28 protein-coding genes are annotated in these 25,156 nt (G+C 35.3%); 12 read left to right on the forward strand and 16 right to left on the reverse strand.

Features of this window, described 5'->3' with window-relative positions; all coding sequences use genetic code 11:
- Positions 1-73 precede the first annotated feature (73 nt).
- Together dnaA and I5168_RS00010 are read left to right on the forward strand one after the other, a co-directional pair.
- On the forward strand, positions 74-1,501 hold the full coding sequence (dnaA, locus tag I5168_RS00005) for a chromosomal replication initiator protein DnaA (protein WP_431472090.1): 1,428 nt from the start codon (positions 74-76) through the stop codon (positions 1,499-1,501).
- A 1-nt stretch (position 1,502) separates the two neighbouring features.
- Positions 1,503-1,967, forward strand: coding sequence for a low molecular weight protein-tyrosine-phosphatase (locus I5168_RS00010; RefSeq protein WP_244895665.1), 465 nt, complete (start codon positions 1,503-1,505; stop codon positions 1,965-1,967).
- Between the two features lie 13 nt (positions 1,968-1,980).
- On the opposite strand, the gene I5168_RS00015 is transcribed toward I5168_RS00010, so the two are convergent.
- The 7 genes from I5168_RS00015 to I5168_RS00045 all read right to left on the reverse strand — a co-directional run bounded on the left by I5168_RS00015 (position 1,981) and on the right by I5168_RS00045 (position 7,445).
- Positions 1,981-2,841 (reverse strand): fructosamine kinase family protein, encoded by an 861-nt coding sequence (locus I5168_RS00015; protein WP_431472091.1) that lies wholly within the window; start codon positions 2,839-2,841, stop codon positions 1,981-1,983.
- 2 nt (positions 2,842-2,843) lie between these two features.
- Positions 2,844-3,008, reverse strand: coding sequence for a Lacal_2735 family protein (locus I5168_RS00020; RefSeq protein WP_042279021.1), 165 nt, complete (start codon positions 3,006-3,008; stop codon positions 2,844-2,846).
- A gap of 102 nt (positions 3,009-3,110) precedes the next feature.
- Positions 3,111-3,932 (reverse strand): RlmF-related methyltransferase, encoded by an 822-nt coding sequence (locus tag I5168_RS00025; protein ID WP_431472092.1) that lies wholly within the window; start codon positions 3,930-3,932, stop codon positions 3,111-3,113.
- Positions 3,922-4,992 carry an AMP-binding protein gene (locus tag I5168_RS00030; protein WP_431472093.1) on the reverse strand — a complete coding sequence of 357 codons (1,071 nt, stop codon included), beginning with the start codon at positions 4,990-4,992 and terminating at the stop codon, positions 3,922-3,924. Before I5168_RS00030 ends, I5168_RS00025 begins: the two co-directional genes overlap by 11 nt.
- Positions 4,946-5,908, reverse strand: a complete 963-nt coding sequence (locus I5168_RS00035; protein WP_167341629.1) for a CPBP family intramembrane glutamic endopeptidase — start codon at positions 5,906-5,908, stop codon at positions 4,946-4,948. The genes I5168_RS00030 and I5168_RS00035 overlap by 47 nt, the downstream gene beginning before the upstream one ends.
- 1 nt (position 5,909) lies before the next feature.
- A complete protein-coding gene (locus I5168_RS00040) occupies positions 5,910-6,953 on the reverse strand; it encodes an o-succinylbenzoate synthase (RefSeq protein ID WP_431472094.1) in 1,044 nt (347 codons plus the stop codon).
- Positions 6,954-6,992: 39 nt separating this feature from the next.
- The gene (locus I5168_RS00045) at positions 6,993-7,445 is read right to left on the reverse strand and encodes a DUF4442 domain-containing protein (RefSeq protein WP_042279092.1); all 453 of its coding nucleotides are present in this window, start codon (positions 7,443-7,445) and stop codon (positions 6,993-6,995) included.
- 158 nt (positions 7,446-7,603) lie between these two features.
- On the opposite strand from I5168_RS00045, the gene I5168_RS00050 reads away from it, so the two are divergent.
- The 4 genes from I5168_RS00050 (at position 7,604) to I5168_RS00065 (ending at position 11,063) form a co-directional block, all read left to right on the forward strand.
- Positions 7,604-8,098 (forward strand): DUF4870 domain-containing protein, encoded by a 495-nt coding sequence (locus tag I5168_RS00050; RefSeq protein ID WP_042279017.1) that lies wholly within the window; start codon positions 7,604-7,606, stop codon positions 8,096-8,098.
- A 6-nt stretch (positions 8,099-8,104) separates the two neighbouring features.
- The gene (locus I5168_RS00055) at positions 8,105-8,446 is read left to right on the forward strand and encodes a PadR family transcriptional regulator (protein ID WP_042279016.1); all 342 of its coding nucleotides are present in this window, start codon (positions 8,105-8,107) and stop codon (positions 8,444-8,446) included.
- Positions 8,443-10,116, forward strand: a complete 1,674-nt coding sequence (locus tag I5168_RS00060; RefSeq protein WP_105018527.1) for a PspC domain-containing protein — start codon at positions 8,443-8,445, stop codon at positions 10,114-10,116. The genes I5168_RS00055 and I5168_RS00060 overlap by 4 nt, the downstream gene beginning before the upstream one ends.
- A 122-nt stretch (positions 10,117-10,238) precedes the next feature.
- Positions 10,239-11,063, forward strand: coding sequence for a GIN domain-containing protein (locus I5168_RS00065; protein WP_167341626.1), 825 nt, complete (start codon positions 10,239-10,241; stop codon positions 11,061-11,063).
- Between the two features lie 75 nt (positions 11,064-11,138).
- On the opposite strand, the gene trxB is transcribed toward I5168_RS00065, so the two are convergent.
- Positions 11,139-12,125 carry a thioredoxin-disulfide reductase gene (gene trxB, locus I5168_RS00070; protein ID WP_060522960.1) on the reverse strand — a complete coding sequence of 329 codons (987 nt, stop codon included), beginning with the start codon at positions 12,123-12,125 and terminating at the stop codon, positions 11,139-11,141.
- Positions 12,126-12,367: 242 nt separating this feature from the next.
- Between trxB and I5168_RS00075 the strand changes: the two genes are divergently transcribed.
- Positions 12,368-14,134 (forward strand): Na+/H+ antiporter NhaC family protein, encoded by a 1,767-nt coding sequence (locus I5168_RS00075; RefSeq protein ID WP_105018523.1) that lies wholly within the window; start codon positions 12,368-12,370, stop codon positions 14,132-14,134.
- 33 nt (positions 14,135-14,167) lie between these two features.
- Here I5168_RS00075 and I5168_RS00080 read toward each other — a convergent pair whose 3' ends face one another.
- Positions 14,168-15,436, reverse strand: a complete 1,269-nt coding sequence (locus I5168_RS00080; protein ID WP_431472095.1) for a DEAD/DEAH box helicase — start codon at positions 15,434-15,436, stop codon at positions 14,168-14,170.
- Positions 15,437-15,678: 242 nt separating this feature from the next.
- On the opposite strand from I5168_RS00080, the gene I5168_RS00085 reads away from it, so the two are divergent.
- From I5168_RS00085 to I5168_RS00095, 3 genes are all read left to right on the forward strand, one after another.
- Positions 15,679-16,314: a peroxiredoxin gene (locus I5168_RS00085; protein ID WP_042279009.1), complete on the forward strand. Its 636-nt coding sequence runs from the start codon at positions 15,679-15,681 to the stop codon at positions 16,312-16,314.
- A 61-nt stretch (positions 16,315-16,375) separates the two neighbouring features.
- Positions 16,376-16,687: a thioredoxin family protein gene (locus tag I5168_RS00090; RefSeq protein WP_042279006.1), complete on the forward strand. Its 312-nt coding sequence runs from the start codon at positions 16,376-16,378 to the stop codon at positions 16,685-16,687.
- Positions 16,668-16,916: a DUF6952 family protein gene (locus I5168_RS00095; RefSeq protein WP_167341624.1), complete on the forward strand. Its 249-nt coding sequence runs from the start codon at positions 16,668-16,670 to the stop codon at positions 16,914-16,916. The genes I5168_RS00090 and I5168_RS00095 overlap by 20 nt, the downstream gene beginning before the upstream one ends.
- A gap of 33 nt (positions 16,917-16,949) precedes the next feature.
- On the opposite strand, the gene I5168_RS00100 is transcribed toward I5168_RS00095, so the two are convergent.
- Complete coding sequence (locus tag I5168_RS00100; protein WP_338350159.1) at positions 16,950-17,477, reverse strand: hypothetical protein; 528 nt, start codon at positions 17,475-17,477, stop codon at positions 16,950-16,952.
- A 79-nt stretch (positions 17,478-17,556) separates the two neighbouring features.
- Between I5168_RS00100 and I5168_RS00105 the strand changes: the two genes are divergently transcribed.
- Both I5168_RS00105 and I5168_RS00110 read left to right on the forward strand, forming a co-directional pair.
- Positions 17,557-18,261: a DUF4197 domain-containing protein gene (locus tag I5168_RS00105; RefSeq protein WP_105018520.1), complete on the forward strand. Its 705-nt coding sequence runs from the start codon at positions 17,557-17,559 to the stop codon at positions 18,259-18,261.
- 241 nt (positions 18,262-18,502) lie between these two features.
- Positions 18,503-18,703: a hypothetical protein gene (locus I5168_RS00110; RefSeq protein ID WP_105018519.1), complete on the forward strand. Its 201-nt coding sequence runs from the start codon at positions 18,503-18,505 to the stop codon at positions 18,701-18,703.
- An 83-nt stretch (positions 18,704-18,786) separates the two neighbouring features.
- Here the strand turns inward: I5168_RS00110 and I5168_RS00115 are convergent, their stop codons facing one another.
- Genes I5168_RS00115 through I5168_RS00140 form a run of 6 tightly spaced genes read right to left on the reverse strand, consistent with a single transcriptional unit; the run spans position 18,787 to position 25,148 of the window.
- On the reverse strand, positions 18,787-20,121 hold the full coding sequence (locus tag I5168_RS00115) for a DUF58 domain-containing protein (RefSeq protein ID WP_431472096.1): 1,335 nt from the start codon (positions 20,119-20,121) through the stop codon (positions 18,787-18,789).
- Positions 20,121-21,206: an AAA family ATPase gene (locus I5168_RS00120; protein ID WP_431472097.1), complete on the reverse strand. Its 1,086-nt coding sequence runs from the start codon at positions 21,204-21,206 to the stop codon at positions 20,121-20,123. Before I5168_RS00120 ends, I5168_RS00115 begins: the two co-directional genes overlap by 1 nt.
- 4 nt (positions 21,207-21,210) lie before the next feature.
- Positions 21,211-22,500, reverse strand: coding sequence for a DUF4350 domain-containing protein (locus I5168_RS00125; protein WP_431472098.1), 1,290 nt, complete (start codon positions 22,498-22,500; stop codon positions 21,211-21,213).
- Complete coding sequence (locus I5168_RS00130; protein ID WP_167341618.1) at positions 22,500-23,264, reverse strand: DUF4129 domain-containing protein; 765 nt, start codon at positions 23,262-23,264, stop codon at positions 22,500-22,502. Before I5168_RS00130 ends, I5168_RS00125 begins: the two co-directional genes overlap by 1 nt.
- Positions 23,261-24,199: a hypothetical protein gene (locus tag I5168_RS00135; protein ID WP_431472099.1), complete on the reverse strand. Its 939-nt coding sequence runs from the start codon at positions 24,197-24,199 to the stop codon at positions 23,261-23,263. The genes I5168_RS00130 and I5168_RS00135 overlap by 4 nt, the downstream gene beginning before the upstream one ends.
- On the reverse strand, positions 24,174-25,148 hold the full coding sequence (locus tag I5168_RS00140) for a stage II sporulation protein M (protein WP_338351083.1): 975 nt from the start codon (positions 25,146-25,148) through the stop codon (positions 24,174-24,176). The genes I5168_RS00135 and I5168_RS00140 overlap by 26 nt, the downstream gene beginning before the upstream one ends.
- Between the last annotated feature and the right edge of the window lie 8 nt (positions 25,149-25,156).

A 25,156-nucleotide genomic window follows, 5' to 3' on the forward strand; every position in this document is an offset into this window, starting at 1 on the left:
TTAGGGACTGAAATATACCAACCTTTATTCATCCCAAGTTCGCATCAATTTTAACTATAAAAATACGACTTTTATGACACTGACAGCAGAATCGGTTTGGGACAATTGTCTACTTTTTATTCAGGACAATATTGCGCCCGAGGCTTTTAAAACTTGGTTCCAGCCCATTAAGCCTGTAAAATTAACTGATAATGCTTTACACCTTCAGGTACCTAGTCGTTTTTTCTATGAATGGTTAGAAGAACATTATATAGACTTACTTAAAACTGCTCTTACTAAAGAATTAGGATCCGATGCAAAATTAATCTATGCGATACGCATGGAGAACCCTGCAAAAGGAATGGAAGCTTTTACCGAAAAAATACCTAGTAGTAAGCGCAACTTTACCGACTCTCAAAATGTAGATGCTCCAGTCAAAACTAAAAGCCCAGAACTTAAAAATCCATTTATTATTCCTGGAATAAGAAATGTTCAAGTTGAATCCCAACTTAACCCTTCTTATAACTTTGATAGCTTTCTTGAAGGAGAATCAAATAGACTGGCTCGTAACGCAGGTATGGCTGTAGCTAACAAACCTGGAGGAACTAGTTTTAATCCGTTATTAATTTTTGGAGGAGTAGGATTGGGTAAAACTCACTTGGCACATGCTATAGGTGTAGGTATTAAGGAAAACTACCCAGATAAAACCGTACTCTATATAAGCGCAGAAAGATTCATACAACAGTACACTGAATCTATACGTAAGAATACAAGAAATGATTTTATTCATTTCTATCAACTTATAGATGTTCTTATTGTAGACGATATCCAATTTTTCTCTGGAAAGGCTGGTACTCAAGATGTTTTCTTCCATATTTTCAATCATTTGCATCAAAACGGTAAACAAGTAATTCTTACAAGTGATAAGAAGCCTGTTGATATGCAGGATATTGAACAACGTTTACTTTCCCGTTTTAAATGGGGACTTAGTGCAGAGCTTAATCATCCCGATTATGAAACGAGAGTTTCCATAATCCAAAACAAATTATACAGAGATGGTGTAGAAATGGATGATAATATCGTTCATTATCTAGCGGAAAATATAAAAACTAATATTAGAGAATTAGAAGGAGCAATAATTTCTTTAATTGCACATTCTTCTTTTAACCGTAAGGATATCACCATCGACCTAGCTCGTAAAATTGTTGAGAATTACGTTAAGAATACTAAGAGAGAAGTATCAATTGATCAAATCCAAAAAGTAGTAAGTGATTACTTTCAGATGGATATAGATACACTTCAATCAAAAACCCGTAAGAGACACATTGTTCAGGCAAGACAACTAGCTATGTATTTTGCCAAAAAAATGACCAAAGCTTCTCTAGCTAGTATAGGTTCTCAAATAGGGAAAAGAGATCATGCTACGGTATTACATGCTTGTAAAACCGTTGAAAACTTAGCATCTACTGACAAGCAGTTCAATAAATATGTGCAAGACTTACAAAAAAAGCTAGCAGACTAACATGTCAGATAAACAGCGCATATTAATGGTTTGTTTGGGCAACATTTGTCGCTCACCTCTTGCAGAAGGAATCATGAGGTCAAAATTAAACTTTACAAAATTTGAAGTGGATAGCGCTGGTACCTACGGCGGTCATGTGGGAGAACAACCTGACAATAGATCAATTGAGGTAGCTAGAAAAAACGGACTGGACATTACTAATCAAAAATGTAGAAAACTTACTGTTGACGATTTTGATAGGTTTGATTATATCTATGTGATGGATGATTCAAACTTTCGTGATGTCACCGCTCTTGCTCCTACTCCAGAACATGCCAATAAAGTTGTCAAAATCCTTGATGAGCTTTTTCCAGGAGAAGGACTTGACGTACCAGATCCTTATTACGGTGGTCAACAAGGTTTTGAAAATGTATACAAAATGCTTGATCAAGCGACCGATGTAATAGCAAAGAAACTGCAGGGCTAGTCTAAACTCCTATTTAAACATACTTATTTATACACTGTTGTACTTGGTTTAAATAACCAGTACCAAATAAGTTTAGATGAACCAGTAGATAATACAATTGATATAATGGTACTCTCTCCTCCCAACCTGGTAAAGGCGTACGCACCTCATGATACATCCAGTAGAACTTATCAGAAAATCCACCAAAAAGTTTCATCATAGCAATATCCATTTCTGCATGGCCAAAATGAGCAGCAGGATCAATTAAAACCGGCTGTCCATTTGAAGTAAAAATCACATTACCGTTCCATAAATCGCCGTGAATAAGAGCAGGTTTTTGCGATGGGATTAGACGTTCCATTTTTTTAAACAATCCTTCTATCCCTTTTAATTCAAAACCATTACTCACAGCTAGTTCGAATTGCGGGACCAATCGCTGGTGTAAAAAGAATTGTGTACCGCTTTCAGTTTGTAAATTATATTGAGGCAGGCTTCCTATATAATTATCCTCTTCTAATCCAAATAACTCATCAGTGCAATCGTGCAAAGCAGCTAATTGTATCGCAAGGTTTGATTCATCCTTTTTATTTAGAGCATCTGGAGTAATATATTCTAATAGTAGATATTGATATGTAGCACTCTCGCCTTGAGCGATAACTAAGGGAACTCTTATTGTACCTGACTTTCTAAGCAGTTGTAAACCATCATTTTCCCGCTTGAGCATTTTAGGAGATTGAATCTTATCATTATACTTTAAAACATATTGAATAGCCCCTTGATCAATGAGCATGACCTCATTTATATCTCCACCAGAAAGTTTTGAAGCTTTGTGTATCCTAAACGGTAATAGTGCTCTTATTTCTAAGGGAACAAGAGTGGTAGATGCAGCTTCCATGATTACTTCAATGCATCTAATTTTCTAGCGATATCATCTGCCTTTTTGAAAGCGGCATCGCTAGCCGCACGATTTGTAGTAGATAGTTTATGGTATTCTTTCATCAATCGTGCATATTCCTGTTGAAGCTTCTCCTTTTCTGTCTTCTTTTTGAATAAACCAAACATAATCTTATTGTAATACAACAAAGTTAGTTTGATTATAGATTCAATGGATATTTGATTGGTTAATTAAATGACTAGGTATATATAGAAAAGTTCCTAAAAGAATCAACGAAATTTCCAAAACAAATAATGAACAACCTTGGAACCTATTTTTGAACTTTTCACGTAGTGATTTGCTTGTTTTTTTGTCAAAAGTTTTTCAAGCCTAGCTATATGTCCTTTTTGAGATACTAAGGTTGAGAACAAACCTACCTGAGTTTTATAATCAATCGATTCCTTGATCATCCTTTTTATAAAGAGTGCTTCACCTCCGTTACACCATAACTCATCGGCGGTTCCCGAGAAGTTGTGTTTTCTATCGCCTCCTAAATTTTTAGCTTTTCGTTGAAAGGCTTTCATGGCTTCCTGCTCACTACTGAAAAATGGTGGATTACAAATCGTGAAATCTAAATACTCTCCTTTATGAATAATATTTTTGAAGATACTTCCTCGATCGGATTGTAGTCTTATATCTATTGAAGGGACTGTTTTGGTATTCGCTTTCGCGAAAGCGTAACTTTTCTCACTAACCTCTGATCCAATCATAATAAAATTGTAGCAACTTGCTCCCAATAAACTATAAATGGCTGTAGCTCCACAACCTATATCAAGTCCCTTTGCTCCTGCTTTAACCTCATCTGCGATGTGATGTATATAGTCTACACGACTAGGAACTGGTGCTAGCAAATATCCATGAGGATATTCGATAGGTGTTATACCATAATAGTGTACTAACAAAGCATTGTTTAGAGCCTTTAAAGCTAAAGGATCATTAAAGTTTATAGATGGTTTATCCTGAAACTGGACTGTAAACTTGTATAAAGGTGGATGAGCTTTAATTAGTTCATTAAAGGGATAATCTTCTTGATGAATATTGTTAGGATGCATGCAGAAGTGCCTGTTCTATTGATTTCTTTTTTTGGATTTTACCGGTATTAGTTTCAACTAAAGTCGGCAAAAAGTAAATAGCCCTAGGAATTTCAAACTTATCTAAATCGTTAAAATCAATATCAAAAGAAGATTCGCTTTCTACAATTAATACTACCTGTTCACCAAGGTCATTATCGGGTAAACTACCTATGAAAAAACGGTTTGAGATTTGACTGGATAATTTATCCTCAATTTTTGATGGATGTAACTTTACACCACCCGAATTAATAACGTCATCTAGTCTGCCTAGCAATTCAAATTTCTGCTCATTATGCAATAAAACAAGATCATTGGTAGTAAGTAAATCAGGTGATACTTGTGGAGCATCTATTACCAGTGTTTGATCCTTACTTAATGAAAAGGTAGTTTTACCTACTGCTGTATAGCAAGCTTCATAATGTGGGTACAATTGTCTAATCGCGACGTGGCTGCATGTTTCGGTCATACCGTAAGATTGATAAACCCTACTGTGCTTGCCTTGTAGTTGCCCCACAAGGGTTGCAGTTACCGGACTACCGCCTAATAACGTGACACGACTTTTATGAATATTGTCCAATGACTGTGACAATTGAAAAGGAGTCATTGCCGTAAAATCATAGCGCTTCTCAGCCTTTTTTAAGGGCTGACTTGTAGGCTCAACACAATCCAAATGCCAGCCATGTTGAATTGCTCTTATAAACATCATTTTACCAGCAATGTATTGTAATGGCAGGCAACACAACACTTGTTTTCCTGGTATAAGATCAAAATAATTAGCAGTTATAGCTGCACTGTTTAAAAAGAATTGTTTATTAATTTTAAGAGATTTTGGTTGTCCAGTAGAACCACTGGTATTAACCGTGAGAACTTCAAAATCATCCAGCCAGTTAAGTAAAAAGTCTCCCACCTCTTTTTCCCAGGCGTCACCTTCCTTCACATAGCTATAGGCAACTATCATTAGACCTTCGTGATCTAATGAGCGACCATTTAATTTAAAACTCGGGTGTACTTTGGGGATCATTTGTGCCTTCTTTTTCAAAAAATTCTTTTCTATCCAGTACGCGACCGAATAGTTTTTCTTTCCAATTTTTCCAGTTGTAAATCTTACCTAATATAATTAATAAAATAGGGTATCCAATAAAAATAGACAAGGTATCTGTCCACGCGAAAGTAGGTTCGGACATATCTATAAATACAGAATCGGTTTGTATGGCTGTCCATGTACTTGTCATGAGCAATGCGGCTGTGATATTATTGGCCGCGTGAAAACCTAGTGCCAGCTCTAACCCTTCATCGAGCAAAGTCATCGCTCCTAAGAGTAGACCTGTACCTATATAAAAAACCATAACAACTGGTCCTAATGTTTCTACTTCAGGATTTGCGGCATGCATTAATCCAAATAATACCGAAGTAACAATCCACGATATAGCACGACTCTTAGTAGCTATACCTAATCCCTGTAACAATTGACCTCTAAATAAATATTCCTCAAAACTAGTTTGAAATGGAAACATTAATAACGACAAAATCACAAGAGGAATAAACTTATCCCATTGAAGGTTATAGACATAATCTTCTGGAGCATTGAGAGCTGTCATAAAAATCATTCCACCTTGAAAAACAGCCCAAATAAAGAACATGGTAAATATGCGTTTCCAATCAATCTTTGAACGAGAAGTGGTAAAACTGGTCAAAGATTGACCATTGATGAACTTTACCCAAATAAAGACAATAATCAATCCGATTACAAAAACCATTAAGTTGATGGCCAAAAATGGTAATGTACCCATTTGATCAATCATAGTTTGCATAATCTCGCTAGTAGACTCACCAGATTCATCTAAAAATGCTTTGGTAGCAAAATAGTTGAAAGTCATTAATAAAATAAAACCTACTGGTAGAATAAAAGCATTCCAAATGCCTAACTTTCCTTTGTAACCTTGTTCTATATACATTTTATAAATTTAAATAGTTGGTGTTCCAATTTGTTGTATTGTTACACCATAATTCTCCTTTTTTAATTTCCAAAGGTGCATCAATATTATTTGTAAAAAGTCCACCAGTACCTAAACCTTGCGGCATTGTTACACCTAAAGTATATGTAAACTGTGCAATAGCATTCAAACCTACGTTAGATTCTAGGGCGCTGGTCATCCACCAGTCAATATTTCGCTCTTCAGCTATATTGATCCACTCGCGACAACTTTGAAATCCACCAACTAGAGCTGGTTTTAAAATAATAAATTGAGGACTTATTAAATCCAAACATTTTTGCTTTTCTTCCGTTGTATGCAACCCAATTAATTCCTCGTCAAGGGCAATAGGAACTGGCGTATTTTGACAAAGTTGCGCCATTGATTCATATTGACCAGGCTTTATAGGTTGTTCAATACTATGTACGTCATACACGGACAATCGATTTAATTTTTCCATGGCGTTTTCAATTGAAAAAGCTCCATTAGCATCTACTCTGATTGTCATCTCATTAGCAGAAAAACGTGATCTAATCACTTGTAATAAGTGTAGCTCTTTTTCAAAATCTATGGCACCTATTTTCAACTTAATACAAGAGAAACCAGTTTGCATTTTTTCTTCTAACTGGTCTAGCATAAACTCTTGGTCACCCATCCATATCAATCCATTAATAGAAATGCTATCTGCACCTTGAGTAAAAACACTAGGAAACAACTCAAAACAGTCTGTACTTTGAAAAGATTTTAATGCGGTTTCATAACCAAATCTAATAGCAGGCCATTCTAGTAATTCCTCAAGTATGATGGATGGTTTTAAATGAATATGATCGCACAACCATTCTAATTTTTGTTCAAAACCAGGTTTATCATCATAGGACAACCCACGAAACATATTAATCTCTCCTATTCCTTTTTTATTTTCATTTTCAAGAATTAAGAACCAAGTATCCTTGGTTTTAAGAATACCTCGTGAAGTTCCCGCAGGACTTTTAAATTCTAGGGTGTGTTTATGAATACGTGCTTTCAATTTTTAGGTATCTGATTTAAATTAGTCCAAGAAAAGTACCTATTTTCTTTTGACAGTCCATTCAAAATTAAATAAGCTCACCTGCACACCATCTTCATTTAATCCTTGAGCTTGCATCCATACGGTTTGACCTTCTCCAGTTTCTACCGTTTTTTCAATTGCTTCTTTAATTTTTAAACCATCGTTACAAGTAAAAGTAATTTTTCCTGTGGCTTTTTTTGTGAAAGTTGCGTTATTGTTAGCCACAAGCATACTTACTTTGGCGTTGCTTTCTTGAATATAAGACATAACAAGTGCACCCGTAGAAAGCTCGGCCGCCATGGCTTGAACAGCAAAATACATAGACTTAAAAGGGTTTTGATTAAACCATCGGTGCTTCACTCCTACTACACAACTTTGCTTGTCGATTTCTTTAACCCTAACTCCTGTCCACCAACAACTAGGTAGCTTGAAAAAGGTGAACGTATTAATTTTTGAAGGAGTAATCATAATTTTAACATTTCCCACAAATGTAAGGAAAGAGCTTGTATTTATTGCGCTTTCGGGAAAGCGTACATTAAAAAAACACAGTGCAATTAAAAAATATATGGTACTTTGTATTGCATAATACTATCTTTTAGATATATATTTGCATAAGAAATTAATATGCTATGGAAAAATCAATCGAGAAAAACCACAGGAACATAGCCACGGGTATTCATTTACTCACCTTTGGCAAATGGCTATTTCCGTTGGGCAATTTCATCCTGCCCATGCTACTTTGGATGATAAACTCAAAGAAGTCTCCTTTTATAGACTTTAATGGTAAGCAGGCCATTAATTTTCAATTAAGCATGACATTATACACATTTGCTCTTGCATTTTTAGGTGGTAGCGTTATAATAGGTTCCATTGTATCTGGTGGTCCTAGCTTATGGGAAGCGATGGACGGTAATGATTTCCCGTTTTTTAATAATATGGGAACTTTTAACCTTATAGTATCTAGCGGTATTATATGTGGTACAGGAATTCTATTTCTAGCCATATTGGATCTAGTTTGCAGTATAAAAGCAGCAGTTAAATCTCAAGAAGGTGAACTGTACCAGTATCCTTTAACCATTAATTTTCTTTCTACTCAAATTGAGCAGGAAGAGATTAAAAAATAAAATTATATGAAGATAGAAAACACAAAAGCGCAAATGCGCAAGGGCGTACTTGAGTACTGCATTCTTTCTATCCTTAAAGAGGACGATGCTTATGTTGCAGAGATATTAGAAACTCTTAAGGATGCAAAAATGCTGGTAGTTGAAGGAACGATTTATCCACTATTAACCAGACTTAAAAATGCTGGTCTCCTATCTTATAGATGGGAAGAATCAACAAGTGGACCACCACGTAAGTATTATGGACTTACTGAAACAGGAAAAATATTTTTAGAAGAATTAACCGGTACCTGGGAAGACTTAAAAAACGCTGTAAATATGGTTACCAACTCAAAAACTAAGAAATCATGAACAAAACAATAAATATAAATCTTGCTGGGCTGTTTTTTCATATAGATGAGGACGCCTACAACCGTTTACAACGCTATTTGAGCGCGGTAAGAAGATCTTTTAGTGGCACCAGTGGCGCCGATGAAATAATGCGTGATATCGAATCTAGAATCGCAGAACTTTTCATGGAAAAAAGAGCCAATGATCAACAAGTTATCTCTATCAATCATGTAGAAGACGTGATTGAAATCATGGGACAACCAGAAGATTATGAAGTTGATGAGGAAATCTTTGAAGATCCAAAACGCAAACACAGATCTGCTGGACCTAGTAAACAGCTTTTTAGAGACACGCAAAATGGTTATATAGGTGGTGTAAGTTCTGGGTTATCCTATTACTTCAACATAGATGCGATATGGGTACGTATTTTATGGGTACTACTTGCCTTTTTCAGTGCAGGATGGATTGTTCTTGTATACGTAATTATGTGGATCTTTGTACCTGATGCAGTGACTACGGCGCAGCGACTTACCATGCAAGGTAAAGAAGTGAACATTTCTAATATTGAAGAGCAAAATTCATTTGAAAATTTTAGTACAGTAGCCGATGAAAAGACCGACGCCGGCTACCGTGTGGTAGGTCAAAAAGGTAAACGTGGTACCGTAAAATTCTTTGGAGCTCTAGGTAGAATTATTAAAGGATTCTTTAAGGCCATAGTCAAATTGATTGGACTATGTATTTTTCTAGCAGCATCAATAGGTATAATTGCTTTATTGATATCACTAGTAACCGCAGGAAGTATCTCTATAGACGGTATGCAAGCAGCCGATATTTTGGACATAGGTATTCCTGCCGATGTTAATATTTGGTGGGCAACACTTGCTGTATTCTTTCTTGTAGGAATCCCACTATTAGTATTAGCCATTTTAGGACTTAAGCTTTTAGTATCTAACTTGCGCAGTATAGGTACCACCGCTAAGGTTGCACTTGCAGGTATCTGGATAGCATCAGTAATAGGAATGGTGTTCATAACCACTAAAATTGCTAGTAGCCAAGCTATTAAAGCATCTATTGCTAAACAAGAGAAGTTTACCGTGGCACCACAAAAAACCTTGTTTCTTGACGTTATTGAAACAGACTTTACCGATCAAGTACGCATCAACGCAAACAATGTAAAAATTGTTTATGACGATGAAGGACCAAAAGTGCTATCGCGTGATGTACGTGTAGCAGTAACCTCAACAACAGACTCGGTTGCGAGCATTACCCTTAATTACAAGGCGGCAGGATCAACTATGGACGAGGCCAAGGAAAATGCTAATAATATTATCTATAAATATGAGCTTACCGATAGCACGTTAACTCTTGATAATTATTTCGCTTTACGCGAAAATAAAAGGCTTAACCAGCAACGAGTAGATGCAATTATCGCCTTACCAGAAGGCACAATATTCAATTGGGATGATGATTTTATTCACCGCTATCGCAATGGTATCAGTAACGATGCCTTTGATTTGTACGATAATGAAAAAACTTATCAAGTGAAAAATGGTAAAGCTATTTGTATAGACTGTCCTGTGATCAATGAAGAAAAAAAAGTGACAACTCAAAATAATGAAGTAGTCAAGGATAGCGTTACTTCAAAGACTTTAAACGATCCAGAAGTTAACGAATGGCAATACCAAGACTAATGATTTAATGAAAAAGAAAAATCGTTGTTGTACTATGTTTTGTGATTGTAACATAGTATTTGAGAACCGCTTCATTTAATTGGAGCGGTTTTTGTTTACTTTTGAATCATAATATGAACTATATGAAAAATATACTCCTAATACTAGTGATGATAACGGCTACAGTAAGTGTAGGACAAGATCTAGAAAAAGTAAAAGGTAATCGTGAAGTAACAACTGAAATTAGCCCGATTGAAATATTCGAATCTCTTGAAATAAATTCAGATTATGAGGTAGAAATCGTTCCAGGCGCTGCCACACAAATTGAAATCACTACAGATTCAAACTTGCACCAATATTTACAACCAGTTATAGAGAACGGTAAATTAATGATAAATACAACTGCAAGAATTCGTTCAAAAAAAGAAATGAAATTTAGAATCATTTATGGGCCCGAACTTAATAAGATTCATGTGACAGACGATGGCGAGTTGACAAGTGTAACCGCTTTAAACTTTGAAAACTTAATTTTGAATGTTGATAACGATGCCGAGGTTTATATGACTGCAAACGTTAAAAACCTAGAACTCAATGCCGATGATAGTACAAAGTTAGAACTCAACCTATCTGGAGATCAAGCTAAAATTAATTTTAAAGGTAACGCAAACATTAAAGCCCTATTCAATTACAATTTTCTAGAATATAATATGAAAGATCGCGCTGATGCACGTATTGAAGGTGACATCAAAAATGGAGAACTTACTATTCAAGAAAGAGCAGAGTTAGAAGGTAAAAACCTAGTTGTTAACAACCTTAAACTAAGTAGTTCAAATAGTTCAAGAGTTGAAATTAACGCTACCGATGACATCATAATTAACGCTAGTAACAGTACAGAAATCACGCTTTACGGTTCGCCGGATATCAAGATTGAAGAATTCTCTGGTAAAGCAATACTTAAGAAATCATAGATAGCATTACTGCTACAAATAAAAAATGCGTTTGATAGATCAAACGCATTTTTTATTATACACTAAGTTGAGAATCTATTCTACGTGATAATCACCAGCAATAGTTTCCTCCACTACACCAACCTCAGCAAGATAACGTTCTGCATCTAGAGCTGCCATACAACCAGTACCAGCTGCTGTTATCGCTTGACGATAAATCTTATCTTGAACATCACCACTAGCAAATACTCCTGGAATATTGGTTTTAGTCGTACCAGGTTCAGTGATTAAATAACCATCTTCACCCATATCTAGTTGGCCTTTAAAAATATCTGTATTTGGCTTGTGCCCTATTGCGATAAACAAACCTGTAATAGCTATTTCATGCTTATCATTAGTCTGATTATTCACAATGCGCAAACCTTCTACGACTTGATCACCCAGTACCTCATCTACCTCACTGTTGTAAAGCACCGTTATATTTTCTTTACTATTTACTCTATGTTGCATCGCTTTTGAGGCGCGCATGTAGTCTTTACGTACTAGCATTGTCACACTCTTACAAATATTAGCTAGGTAGGTTGCCTCTTCTGCAGCAGTGTCTCCTGCGCCTACTATGGCAACATCTTGATTGCGATAGAAAAATCCATCACAAACTGCACACGCGCTTACTCCACCACCGCGCAATCTTTGTTCACTAGGTAGCCCTAGATATTTGGCGCTTGCTCCAGTTGATATAATAATAGTATTTGCCTGTACTTTAGTCTTACCATCGATAATTGCAGTATGTATACCACCTTCTTCACTAGCAAAATGAACTTCAGTAACCATTCCTAAACGAACCTCGGTACCGAAACGTTCAGCTTGTTTCTGTAAATCTACCATCATAGATGGCCCATCAATTCCTTCAGGATAACCAGGAAAGTTATCTACTTCGGTTGTTGTGGTAAGTTGTCCACCTGGTTCCATACCTGTATAAACAACCGGTTTCATATCGGCACGAGCTGCATATATTGCCGCTGTGTATCCAGCAGGACCAGAACCTATAATTAGGCATTTTATTCTTTCAACAGTTTCAGACATAGTTCATATTATTTACAACAAATGTAACTTTAAAAAGGCGTTTATCAGAACTTGCTTTATTGTTATTTATTATCCATTTATTAAGGTTCTCTTTAGCTACATTATTATTCAAATTTCTAGTGGCGCTGCTTCTATGTAATGGATAAGGAAAGTTACATTTTACGCTTTCGCGAAAGCGTGATATACAATTACCCATTTAATAGTATATTGCGACGTAACTACCTAAAAACTGAATAACGTTTATGGAAAGCCAAAACATCAATCAAGAAGACGAGAAAATTATTGAAAACAGAGAATTAAGCATTTTTGAAGCACTTATTCCTGTTATTGCGCTTGTGCTCATGCTAGCTGTAAACGTGTACTTGTACGGTGATAATTCACTAGGTGGTAGTAATCAATTTGTTCTTTTACTAGGAGCTGCCGTTGCAGGAATTGTGGGCTCCTTTAATGGAGTGAGTTATAAGAAAATGGTTGAAGAAGTAGCACAGAATATAAAATCTACTACTGGAGCCATTTTAATATTATTAATGGTAGGTGCTCTTGCCGGTACATGGCTATTGAGTGGTATTATACCTACTATGATTTATTACGGACTGGACTTGCTTAATCCATCTATATTCTTAACTGCTTGCGTTATTATTTGTGCGGTTATTTCCATTTCTACTGGTAGTAGCTGGACCACGAGTGCCACAGTTGGTATCGCCTTAATAGGAATTGCAGGCGCTCTAGATATAAGTGCTGGGATGACAGCTGGTGCTGTTCTCAGTGGTGCTTACTTTGGCGATAAGTTAAGCCCATTAAGCGACACCACTAACCTTGCCCCAGCCATGGCAGGAACCGACTTATTTACTCATATTAAGTATATGACTTATACGACTGTTCCTACCATATTAGTCACTTTGTTCGTCTTTATGTTTATCGGATTTACAATAGATAGTGCTGGCGATGTGGATGTAAGCGAGTATCAAGCAGCTATTGATGCTACGTTTAATACTTCGGCGTGGTTATTTCTAGTTCCGATTATTGTTATTGCGATGATTGTTAAAAAGGTATCACCGCTCATTGCTTTACTTCTAGGAACTTTACTCGCAGGTGTATTTGCTTTAATCTTTCAAAACCACATCGTTTATGAAAACGGTTTAAAATATCAAATTACAGAAATTCAAGACGAATTTAAATCCTATGTAGAATGGGATAACACTAGTAGCAACAACTTTCAAAACCCAGGCACTTATACACTACAACCTGTTGAAGATAGTGATGTGGTATTAAGTGAACCTGTTGTGTTTAATTTACCCAGCGGTGGTGAAAATGATTCCTTTACTACCAACAAAACAGTAACCATACTCAAGGATGACGTTGAACTAGGTACATTAGAGCTATCTGCAGTGCCTACTGGATATGCTGCTACAGCTTATTTTGCTATCATGGATGCAATTACAGTTTCTACCAGTGTAGATCCAATTACCAATAATACTAAAATCAAGGACAAGTTGACTGGACTATTTGAAGGAAAAGGTATGGAAAGTATGCTAGGCACCATTTGGTTGATTGTTTGTGCAATGGTATTTGGTGGAGTAATGGACGCTATAGGAGCATTGGCTAGAATTAGTCGCGCATTGCTTCAATTATTCGATTCTGTATTCGGATTATTTGCTAGTACTGTTGTGAGTTGTCTTGCTATTAATGTAACCGCAAGTGATCAATATCTAGCTCTTGTCGTACCTGGAAAAATGTATGCCAAAGCCTATAAGGACAAAGGACTGGCGCCAGAAAACCTATCACGTACTCTTGAAGATTCTGGAACTGTTACAAGTGTACTTATACCATGGAACACTTGCGGTGCATACCAAAGCTCAACCTTAGGAGTTGATGTTAAAGACTATTTTGTATATGCCATTTTTAACTGGTTATCTCCTTTTATGACCTTACTATTTGCGGCTTTTAGAATTAAAATCCGTCAATTAACTGGCAAACAACCTACCTTAGATACCATTGGTGAAGATTAAAAAAAAACCTACACAAATGTGTAGGTTTTTTGTTTAATTACGTTTTGGACCTTTAGGATTTTTATTGCGATTAGAACGTGAAGAGTTATTCTTGTTCCTATTTGAAGAACTGCGCTTGCCGTTGTTCTTACGACCTCGCTGCTGTGGTTTAGGCTTTTCAGTAGGCGCATTAGGATCTGGTTCATAACCTTCTATAATTTCAAAATCGAATCGTTGATCTAGGAGTTTTTCAATTCCCTTTACGTAAGAAACCTCATCACCAGCTACTAGAGAAATTGCCTGTCCACTAGCGCCTGCTCTACCCGTACGACCTATCCTATGAACATAATCTTCGGGCACATTAGGCAGCTCATAATTGATCACATAAGGTAATAATGGGATATCTAATCCACGAGCAGCAATATCAGTTGCCACTAAAACTCTAACACTAGAGTCTTTAAATCCAGCTAGCGCTCTTGTACGAGCACCTTGACTTTTGTTACCATGTATAGCAGCTGCAGTTACTTTGGATTTGTTCAATTTTTCAGCAAGTCTGTTTGCTCTATGTTTAGTACGAGTAAATACCAGAACCTGTGACCAATTTCCTTCGGTTATCATATTGATTAACACGTCTTGCTTCTGTTTTGTATCAACTCTATACATGAGTTGATCTACTTTTTCGGCGGTAGTATTTTCAGGAGTTGCTTCTACTAACACTGGATTATTAAGGAAACTAGCTGCTAGTTTTTTTATTTCTTTTGAAAATGTAGCTGAGAATAATAAGTTTTGCCTTTTTACTGGCAGCAAGGCTAGTATACGTTTTATGTCTCTTAGAAATCCCATATCCAACATACGATCTGCCTCGTCTAGAACTAAGGTTTCTACTTGATTAAGTTTTAAGAAACCTTGATTATTAAGATCGATCAATCGTCCTGGAGTTGCCACAAGAACATCAACACCTTTTTTAAGTAAATCAACTTGAGGATTCTGATTAACTCCGCCAAAAATAACAGCACTACGTACGTTTAAAAACTCACTGTACTCTTTTACATTATCATATACTTGAGCAGCAAGTTCTCTTGTTGGAGTTAAAATAAGAGCTCGCACTGGTCTCTTTTTTGCTTTAGATTCTCCTAATCTATGTAGCAATGGAAGTGTAAATCCAGCTGTTTTTCCGGTACCCGTTTGTGCACTGGCTAGAACATCCTTTCCTTTTAATACTTGTGGTATAGCTTTTTCCTGAATAGGAGAAGGCTGTGAGTATCCTTTTTTGTCGATCGCTTTCAACAAGGCAGCAGATAAGCCTAAATCTTTAAATAACATATAGGGTAATTACCATTGATATCATTAAAATGGATATCAACTTTAGAATAACTGCAAAGGTAGTCTATTATAACTGTTAGAATTTCACCTTTAAGAAAATAAGTTACAATTATTATTTTGATTTGACACCATAAGGAAACTCTATAATCATATATTGATATAAGATAAAAAAAATCACGCTTTCGCGAAAGCGTAACTTAAATTTGTCTTATCAAAAATCAATTAATTTTTAAATATAAAAAATGGCATTTGTAGGTAAACAATTTCCAAACATCGACGTTGACGCGATGAACGAAATGGGAGACACTTTTAAATTAAATGTACTTGAAGAGGCAAAAAATAAAGGAAAAAAAGTTCTTTTATTTTGGTACCCAAAAGACTTTACTTTTGTTTGTCCAACGGAATTACATGCATTCCAAGAGGCTCTAGGAGAATTTGAAAAAAGAAACACTATAGTTATTGGTGCTTCATGTGATACTCCAGAAGTACACTTTGCTTGGTTAAACACTCCAAAAGATGACGGTGGTATTGAAGGTGTAACATACCCAATCCTTGCAGATTCAAATCGTAATCTATCTGGTACATTAGACATTCTAGATGTTGAAGTAGAATATAATGAGGATTTAGACGATCACGTACTTGTAGGTGATAATGTAACATATAGAGCTACTTACCTTATCGACGAAGAAGGAACAGTATTCCATGAAGGAATCAATCACATGCCTGTAGGTCGTAATGTAAATGAGTTTTTACGTTTAATCGATGCTTACTCTCACGTACAGAAAAACGGTGAAGTATGTCCTGCGAACTGGGAAGAAGGTAAAACAGCGATGACTGCAAACCGTAAAGGAACTGCAGAATACTTTTCTCAAAACTAAAAATTAAGAACAAGCGCTTGTAACTACAAAAGTGATTACAAGCGCTTTTAAAAAAATTGTTATGCAAACTTTAGATCAAGATAATTTACAAGAAATTGTAGGTAACAACGACAAGGTTGTTGTGCAGTACATGGCGAGCTGGTGCGGAAACTGCAGACTAATGAAACCAAAATTCAAAAAACTATCTGCCGAAAATGAAGACACTGTTTTTATACTAGTTGATGCAGAAAAGTTTCCTGAATCAAGAAAATTAGCTACCGTGGACAACTTGCCTACCTTTGCTACTTTCAAAGGTGGAAGTTTTGTAAACCAAGTACAAACTAACAAATTTGAAAACCTTAAAGACCTAGTAAATGAAGTTACCAGTAATTAGACATTTACAAAAAGGAACTACCCCAGAACAGCTAGAAGCTACACTGGAAGTGTTAGAACATTTTTCTGAACATCGATCAGTAACAGATGAGGAAATGGATGTGGTAGGTGAGCTTATCACTAATATATGTGGAGCACTTGAGGTCCATGCTAATGTAGCACAAGGAATGTCAGGTGTTGAGGCTGCCAATGCCTTTGCCCAAAAAGTTATGGGTTCTATAGATCAATGATAAAAAGCACCTAAAGCAAGGTGCTTTTTTTATTTAATTAATACGCATGTAAGTTGCGGTGACAAAATCTGCTTGAGAGTGTCCTTCTTCACCTAGAATAGCAGATGATTCAGCATCCTTTTGAAGTAACACTAAATCGCCGTTGATATCATTGCCTAAGGCTGTTTTCTTTGTCCTAGAGCCATTTACGAATATTAAGGGTATCACGTAACTACCTTTTCTTATAACAAAAAGTTTATCTTTTAATTTTCCTTTGAGAATTAATGAATCTTGAGGGATTTTATTTTCAAAAAGTACAGCTTTAATCCTGTTATCGCCTTCCATTTTAAGTCCTACCGTACTTAAAGTTGAGCCTATCTGATTTTTTGAATTGTCATGAAAACACAGATCTTTCCATAAGCTGTTTTGTGTATCGCCTGGAACCCTATTTTGATATTCTGCTTCAAACGTATTTTTATTGAAATACATGATATCAGTTGATGTACGCTTACTTAATTCCTGAGTGGAATAACATGATGAAATAAAGGCAATAAGCACAACTAGAGTAATTTTTTTAATCATGGTATTTTGGTTTTAAAAGAAGTATCAAAGATGATGCCCAAAATCATGGCTAATTGTATCTTTATAAAAATTATTTATCATGAAAAGATTCTCTTTAATCTTTGCTTTACTACTAGTAGTTAGTAGCTGTAAAACACTTCAAGATATCGCCAACAACCTACCACAAGGAGGCGCTTTATCTCAAGCCGAAATTGGAAACGGACTAAGAGCTGCACTAGATCAAGGAATTGATAAAGAAGTAACTAAACTCATGCAGAAGGATGGGTTTTACAGGAATGAAGCAGTCAAAATTTTATTACCAGATGAACTGCAAAAAGTAGATAAAGGCTTGCGTAAAATAGGTTTAAGCTCCATAGCAGATGAAGGTTTGAAGTTATTAAATCGTGCTGCCGAAGATGCTACTAAAGAAGCCTTACCCATCTTTACCAATGCGGTAAAGGAAATTACTTTTAACGATGCTAAAAATATACTATTAGGTGATGATAGGGCTGCTACCAGTTATCTAGAAGCTAAAACAACTGAAGAGTTAAGAGCGAAGTTTAGTCCGGTAATTCAAAATAATTTAGGCAAGGTAGGAGCTACAGACTTATGGTCAAATGCGATTACCAAATACAACTCTTTACCACTTACTGATGATGTTAACCCAGATCTTACTCAATATGTAACTGAAAAAGCTCTAGAAGGAGTTTTCAAAATGATTGCACAAGAAGAACTACAAATAAGAAATAAAGTAAGTTCACGTAGTACTGACCTTTTAAAACGAGTATTTGCTTTGCAAGACTAGACTTAATAGTAATTTAACCCTAACATGTTACTGATTTTACATCACTTTTTAAGAATGGATATAATTTTACAGTATCAATGTTAAGGGAAAACATTTTTAAGGGGAAAGAAACCAGGTCTTAATTGATCTGGTTTTTTGTTTAGTCATCTTTTTAAGTTTCAAACAAAATATTAAGTTTTCCTTGTATACGTTTAACTTAATCGCAAGAGTACTGAATTGCAATATTTTATAATATTGTTATATGGATTCAGGAAAGGAGATAGAACGAGTTAAAAAACAAATTGAGATAAAGGAAAAACATTATACTCAATTAATAAGTAAAGCATTCAAGGTTGCCCCAAAAGATCGTAAATGGAGTGAACGGCTATGTTCCATTGCAAAAGAACTTAAAAACGACATACAGCAATTAAGAATTAAAATGGAGCAGTATCAAGAAGTGTAATCATAAAAACCTTATAACAATTACTCGCGTTAACAACAGTAATTTTTAACTAATCAATTTCTCCAACTAGTCGCATCCTCCTGTTATAGTAATCCTCTAGCCTTAATCTCCAAGTACTTATTGATCGTGTTTATGGTAAGATGTTGAGGTTCCGTAAGGATCGTTTGAATACCAAATTTGTTTAATTCATTAACAATAAGCTTCTTTTCGTAAGCAAACTTTTGAGCTATTGTTTTGTCAAAGATTTCTTGTGTGGTAGTTGCTTCTTTATCTGTAAGCTCCCTTAGTTCAGTATTTTCAAAGAAGATTACAACAAGCAAGTGACTTTTCGCTATTGCCTGCAAATAAGGTAATTGTCGATACAACGCATCTAAGGTTTCAAAGTTGGTATAGAGTAGTAATAAACTGCGTTGGGTAATTGACCTTTTGATATCTATATAAAGACGAGAAAAATCACTTTCCTTAAAATCAGTATCCAAGTTATACAAGGTTTCCAAAATCAAGTTCATTTGTGAGGCCTTTTTTTGAGCCATTACTTGATTATCTACCTTATTTGAAAAGGAAAACATGCCAGCTTTATCTCCTTTTTTAAGAGCAATATTTGATATTACTAAAGTAGCATTAAGAGCGTAATCTACTAATTTGAGCCCTTCGAAAGGCATTTTCATGACTCTACCCTTATCGATAACAGAATATACAGGTTGTGCTTTTTCGTCCTGATATTGATTTACCATTAATTGACTGCGTTTTGCACTAGCTTTCCAATTAATGTTTCTCACATCATCGCCATTCACATACTCTTTAATTTGTTCAAACTCCATCGTGTGCCCTATTCTCCTTATTTTCTTCATCCCAAAATCAATAAGTCTATTGCTAAAAGCCATCAACTCATACTTACGCATTTGTAAAAATGATGGATAACAAGGTATCATTACCTCTTGATTGAACACATATCTTCTACTAACGAGTCCCAATATGGTGTGCACGTGAATATTAAGGCCTCCGTAATAATACTCACCGCGATCAACCGGTCTTACTGTATAGGTATAGTCTGTAGAATTTCCATTTTTTAAAAATCCTTTTATCTCAAAATCCCTTTTTTGAAATTGAATAGGCAATTCATCTATTACTCTTATATGAACAGGAAATGTATATTGATTAGTTACTTTAATTTGAACTGGATTGTCGTCACTATTGGATAGTTTATCAGGAACTGCTCTCAACGCGGTAACACCTGATTTATTAAGATACAAAGAGAGTGTATCAATAATTGTAAGACCTATCAAACAATAAAATGCGAAGATGATATAGTCCAGCCACCTGGTAAAGAAAAAGCTTATTACAAAAGCAATTACTAGACCAGCTAGGATAAAAAACAGTCGTTGCCTTAGAAAGAAATTTTTATAAAATTGTTTCACTATCTAGGGATCTCAATGCTGTCTATGATTTGTTCAACCACCTTATCTGTGGTAAAACCTTCCATTTCTCTTTCAGGAGTCAAAATAATACGATGCCTCAATACCGATTTTGATATATACTTGATATCGTCTGGTGTAACAAAATCACGACCCATTATTGCTGCATATGCTTTTGATCCATTCATAATAGCAATACTTGCTCTAGGAGAAGCTCCTAAATACAGGTTAGGGTTTTCTCGTGTGTTTAGTGTTATTTGAGCTATATACCTGATAAGGTTATCCTCGATTATGATTTTTTTGATCGTATTTTGATACTCTGTTATTTTATCTGCCGTGAGTATAGGCTCTATTAAAGATTCAGGATCCTTATCAACTCGATTATGATTACCTAGTAGTATACTTATCTCGTCTTGAAGGTTTGGGTAATCCACATTGATCTTGAAAAGGAATCTGTCCAATTGCGCCTCTGGCAATCTATAGGTTCCTTCTTGTTCAACGGGATTTTGAGTAGCAAATACTAAAAATGGCGCATTTAAACTATACTCTTTACCATCTATAGTAACTTGACGTTCTGCCATGGCTTCAAATAACGCTGCCTGTGTTTTAGCTGGTGCTCGGTTTATTTCATCAATCAAAATAATGTTGGAAAATATCGGACCTGGCTTGAATTCAAATTCGTTATTTTTCATCGAGAACACACTAGTACCTAGAATATCACTTGGCATTAAATCGGGTGTAAATTGAATTCTCGAAAAGTTTACTCTCATCGTTTTGGCTAATAACTTAGCCGTTACAGTTTTTGCTACTCCAGGAACTCCTTCTATCAAGGAATGTCCGTTGGCTAGAATAGAAACAATAAGTAAATCGATCATTTCTTCCTGCCCGATGATTACTTTACGCAGTTCAGCTTTAATTCTATTGATTGCCTGAGCTACTTCTCCTAGATCTAATCGGTTTGAAAAGGTAGCTGGTTGTGATGGTTCCGCTTTCGCGAAAGCGTTATCCAAACGATCTACGTGCTGCTCAACCGGTTGTGATCCAGTTGAAGATTCGTTAGGTGATTGTGGTGATTGATGATCTTCCATATATTTATTTTAAGAAAGCGTCTATTTGGTCGTTAAGTTGCTTTAATTCGTATTTATTGTGAACTCCTTTACCCATAAGATATCCAAGAAATTGAACAAATTGAGTGGTTTCTTCCAGTGATTTCCCTGTTTTCACAGATAGTTTTTTAATAAATTGTTGATCTAATTTATCTGTCGGAATGTAATAATGTGAACGTACGTGCTCTAGAAAAAAACGTATTTTTTTTGACACAATCGAGCTGTAATCAGACTTCTCTAAATACATATTACTTATTGTCCTAGTGAAACTAAGTGTGCTGTTTTCTAATGGCTCTACCACAGGAACAGCTCGTTGTTCACGTTTTGACTTAAAAAGAAAATATAGCAGTATACTTCCTAGCGCTAGATACCAGGCCCATCGCAGGTGAACGTTACTTAATATAAACCTCAATGGACTTTCAATGATTCGTTTACCAGCCTTACCATAATCGTCAAAGAAAACAGGTCCGTCGTTCATGTAGGACATTACCTCGGCGATGTATTGTTCTTTACCATCTTGTAACATGTAGTAATTGGTAAAAGCAATTGGATTAAGGTGATGGTATATAGCCCCATCACCTACTTTAGTCTCAATAAAATTTGCTTGCGGAATTTCTCTCTCTTTACTTACTATTTTACTGTCTTCAAGTACTTTGGTAAAGGTGCTGTCTGATTCGTTTTCGGAATTTTCAATAAAATTTTTGAGATATCCTTTTATAGGTTCAAAGGGAAGAACCTCTCCTAATACTTGTGTTCGGGTTGTATCGTAACTCACAAAATATCTATAACTACTACCCTTTTTATAAATGTAACTGCGGTTTTTAAAGGACTGGTTGTTTAACCGTACTCTTACTGTATCCTCTTCATAATAAGCATAAGTATCGTTAGATTCAATGTTTAAAGTATCGGCAAGTGCCCCAAAAACACTTTTTGTAGAAATAAAAATTTTATTACCGCGACTAGCAAATTCTAAAAGGTCATCAACCTCAGAATTATCAAACCCTAAATACTCATTAATAAACAGGTAATTAGAATTTGTAACTGAGTCATTTTCTTTTAAAAACTGAACAGGATCCTTATCTATTGCTTGAACTTTTTCATTGACAAATAAGTCATCTAGTTGATCATAAAACACATAACTACCGAAAGGTATTTTATCATAACTTGTATAACTAGGCTTCCAGTTCAACGGTGGTGGTGCAGCTGTTTCTATCACTAAAACCGCAAGGACTAGCAGACCAAAAAGAATGAGTAATCTTTTACTTTTTTTATCCATTAAGCACTTGCTTTTTTAAGTAAATTAAAATCCTCTAAAGCCTTTTCATAATTAGATTGATCTATAGAAAACTCTCCGTACCATACGTAATCATACCAATTTGAAACTCTTTTAAAATAAGTTTTATTTTCTTGATCCTGGATCTCCCGGTAGTACTCTGAATTGGTTTTTTGAAAATCCCATTCAATAACACCTCTTTCACTTAGCATTTTAAGTGCTAGTAAATATTGATATCTAATTGCACTGCGGTAATCTGCTGCAGCAATACTATCTTTTATTAATGTGTTAAAATCAATATCTGTAATATGTGTATCTTCTAGAGAAACGCTGGGCCCATCAGAAGATCGAGATTTACCCAATAGAGATGATGGCTTTTCTGTACCTAAAAATCGAATAGAAAAATATAGTACTACACCTATTATAAGTGCGTAAAAAGTATATTCTATAATTTTTGCTGTTAAAGGTGATATTTCAAAACCGAATAGATCCCGTAAACCTTCCAAAACCCACGACAAAAATCGTCGGAATATATTAGAGTCGCTACCTTGAACTCGTTGGTATTCAAACTCGGCACTATCGTAAATCTTTGACAGCTCTTCCTTATAATGTTTAGGTTTAATCTCCCGATTGTCGTAATTGCGATCTAATGTGTCTACAATTTTATTAGGCTGCAATTCGATATCCCTAATAATATCTTGTATATCCTGACCGTAAACTAGGAAAGAATTAATCAATGCTAATATGACAAAGATCAGTTTTCTCATACGCTTAATTCATCTAAACGTTCTACACGGGTTTTAAGATAAACATTGTATTTGGACTCGTGTAAATTGAGGTAAATAAATCCAAAAATGAACATGGAAATAAAAGTTACTAATATACCCGATATACTATTGAGACCATAAAAAAGAAAGCTTAGAGCTTCAATGAAAAAATCATTTTGTAGTTCAATGTTATCCAGGTTTGAATTCATAGAATAGAATCCAATTAACATAGCAGGCAATATTTGGAAAAGAATACTAAGTATGTATAAAACTACAAGAGCTACAAACGAAGTAAAAAATGCTTTCCAAAATTTAAAAAATAAGAGTTGCCAACCTCGACCCATGGCATCAGTCATGCTTATCTCATCGGTATACGCATAACAAAAAACACTTAAGCCTATCCAAGTAAAGTAAGTGATAATTAATCCTGCAAAGGCAAAAAGTCCTAGTATTGGTATAAAAATCATTATAACTCCTACAATAGCAACAGGTATCACACAAATTGCCCCTAAAAACAGAATTACAAAACTGCCTAACATTTTTCCTAAGGCTCTTTTGAATACTAGTTTCTTTTCGGGTGTACCGCCTTGCCCCTCATATAGTTTCATGTAAGATCCAGCCAAAGATGAATTTAAAATATAGATTAAAGCGGTAAGTACATAGGTAGCAAGTGTCCCTATCAAGGTAACAGCATTATTTTGCTGAGCATTTTCTAGTAAATAACCATCTAGATTTCCTGTAGAAATAGCCACGATACTGGAAATACCAGCATCTACAATGTAATTAGTAAGGAACAGTAAAATGATTAAAATAAAATTGTAAGTGATAAATACACTGAACAATGATTTAGATTCTGCCTTCAAAAAATCCACCAAGGCTGTAAGTATCCCGCTAAAATCCCTGTTAATTCTAGGTTCTATGTAAGTGTTGCTCATTTTTTCTTTTTACAAATTGTGGGTAAAAACCATAATACCAAATAATAATAGCTGCACTTATTGCGATGATAATCCAATTTAACACAGGTGGCATAAATGCATATCTCGTTATAAAACCTTCTATAAATCCTGCTGTTATAAATAAAGGTATTGTACTTATGACTACCTTGAGTCCTGCTTTGGCGGCAACAATAAACGACCTACGACGTTCGTAAGTACCAGGAAATAAAATGCCATTACCTAGTATAATTCCTGCTGCACCACAAACTACTATTACTGATAATTCTATTGTCCCGTGTAACATTATCACTCGCCACGAATCAAGACTAACTCCTTCTTGATAAAACATCGTAAAAAATGCTCCTACCATAATACCGTTAGTGAGAATGACATACAATGCACCCAGAGAAGTAAGTAAACCCAGAGCAAAACATAACATGCCAACTCTAATGTTATTAATGGTGATTCCTAAAAACATAGAACCTTCTCCACTATTTTGATAAATGGCAGTTGGATTACCGTTTTCTATATTTTCCAAAGTTTGATTCACATACGCATCGGACAATATTAATCTCACAAAACTATCGTCATTAAGTGCACTAATTGTCCCGATGAAAATTGCTATTAAAAAAGCTCCTACAGCGTATAAGAATTCCTTTTGATAACCAGAAAAGAATAGAGGAAAATCGTGAAAAAAGAATTTAATAATAGAATTTCTACTTTCTTTTTTGTTTTTATAGATTTTCTGATGGGCTTGACTAGCTAGTGAATTTAGATATTTAAGAGTACTAGAATTAGGGTAATAGGTTTGAGCATAAGCCAAGTCGTTGGTTAATTGGATATACAAATTGGAAAGATGATCGGGTGTTAATGAAACTTTTGCGTCCATAGCCCTTTCAAACTCAATCCATTTTTCCTTATTTTGCTTGACAAAAGCTGCCTCGCGCATAGCTTATA

The organism is Nonlabens sp. SCSIO 43208 (genome assembly GCF_050703575.1).
GTDB classification, from domain to species: domain Bacteria; phylum Bacteroidota; class Bacteroidia; order Flavobacteriales; family Flavobacteriaceae; genus Nonlabens; species Nonlabens tegetincola.

What these genes read in the sequence shown, in the direction of transcription:
- I5168_RS00085 (WP_042279009.1), top strand. Translation starts at nt 15,679, where the DNA reads ATGGCATTTGTAGGTAAACAATTTCCAAACATCGACGTTGACGCGATG.
- I5168_RS00020 (WP_042279021.1), bottom strand. Translation starts at nt 3,008, where the DNA reads ATGTTTGGTTTATTCAAAAAGAAGACAGAAAAGGAGAAGCTTCAACAG.
- I5168_RS00105 (WP_105018520.1), top strand. Translation starts at nt 17,557, where the DNA reads ATGAAAAGATTCTCTTTAATCTTTGCTTTACTACTAGTAGTTAGTAGC.
- I5168_RS00130 (WP_167341618.1), bottom strand. Translation starts at nt 23,264, where the DNA reads ATGAGAAAACTGATCTTTGTCATATTAGCATTGATTAATTCTTTCCTA.
- I5168_RS00015 (WP_431472091.1), bottom strand. Translation starts at nt 2,841, where the DNA reads ATGGAAGCTGCATCTACCACTCTTGTTCCCTTAGAAATAAGAGCACTA.
- I5168_RS00035 (WP_167341629.1), bottom strand. Translation starts at nt 5,908, where the DNA reads ATGTATATAGAACAAGGTTACAAAGGAAAGTTAGGCATTTGGAATGCT.
- I5168_RS00050 (WP_042279017.1), top strand. Translation starts at nt 7,604, where the DNA reads ATGGAAAAATCAATCGAGAAAAACCACAGGAACATAGCCACGGGTATT.
- I5168_RS00110 (WP_105018519.1), top strand. Translation starts at nt 18,503, where the DNA reads ATGGATTCAGGAAAGGAGATAGAACGAGTTAAAAAACAAATTGAGATA.
- I5168_RS00120 (WP_431472097.1), bottom strand. Translation starts at nt 21,206, where the DNA reads ATGGAAGATCATCAATCACCACAATCACCTAACGAATCTTCAACTGGA.
- I5168_RS00010 (WP_244895665.1), top strand. Translation starts at nt 1,503, where the DNA reads ATGTCAGATAAACAGCGCATATTAATGGTTTGTTTGGGCAACATTTGT.
- I5168_RS00100 (WP_338350159.1), bottom strand. Translation starts at nt 17,477, where the DNA reads ATGATTAAAAAAATTACTCTAGTTGTGCTTATTGCCTTTATTTCATCA.
- I5168_RS00135 (WP_431472099.1), bottom strand. Translation starts at nt 24,199, where the DNA reads ATGAGCAACACTTACATAGAACCTAGAATTAACAGGGATTTTAGCGGG.
- I5168_RS00095 (WP_167341624.1), top strand. Translation starts at nt 16,668, where the DNA reads ATGAAGTTACCAGTAATTAGACATTTACAAAAAGGAACTACCCCAGAA.
- I5168_RS00055 (WP_042279016.1), top strand. Translation starts at nt 8,105, where the DNA reads ATGAAGATAGAAAACACAAAAGCGCAAATGCGCAAGGGCGTACTTGAG.
- dnaA (WP_431472090.1), top strand. Translation starts at nt 74, where the DNA reads ATGACACTGACAGCAGAATCGGTTTGGGACAATTGTCTACTTTTTATT.
- I5168_RS00025 (WP_431472092.1), bottom strand. Translation starts at nt 3,932, where the DNA reads ATGCATCCTAACAATATTCATCAAGAAGATTATCCCTTTAATGAACTA.
- I5168_RS00065 (WP_167341626.1), top strand. Translation starts at nt 10,239, where the DNA reads ATGAAAAATATACTCCTAATACTAGTGATGATAACGGCTACAGTAAGT.
- trxB (WP_060522960.1), bottom strand. Translation starts at nt 12,125, where the DNA reads ATGTCTGAAACTGTTGAAAGAATAAAATGCCTAATTATAGGTTCTGGT.
- I5168_RS00125 (WP_431472098.1), bottom strand. Translation starts at nt 22,500, where the DNA reads ATGGATAAAAAAAGTAAAAGATTACTCATTCTTTTTGGTCTGCTAGTC.
- I5168_RS00090 (WP_042279006.1), top strand. Translation starts at nt 16,376, where the DNA reads ATGCAAACTTTAGATCAAGATAATTTACAAGAAATTGTAGGTAACAAC.
- I5168_RS00075 (WP_105018523.1), top strand. Translation starts at nt 12,368, where the DNA reads ATGGAAAGCCAAAACATCAATCAAGAAGACGAGAAAATTATTGAAAAC.
- I5168_RS00140 (WP_338351083.1), bottom strand. Translation starts at nt 25,148, where the DNA reads ATGCGCGAGGCAGCTTTTGTCAAGCAAAATAAGGAAAAATGGATTGAG.
- I5168_RS00080 (WP_431472095.1), bottom strand. Translation starts at nt 15,436, where the DNA reads ATGTTATTTAAAGATTTAGGCTTATCTGCTGCCTTGTTGAAAGCGATC.
- I5168_RS00060 (WP_105018527.1), top strand. Translation starts at nt 8,443, where the DNA reads ATGAACAAAACAATAAATATAAATCTTGCTGGGCTGTTTTTTCATATA.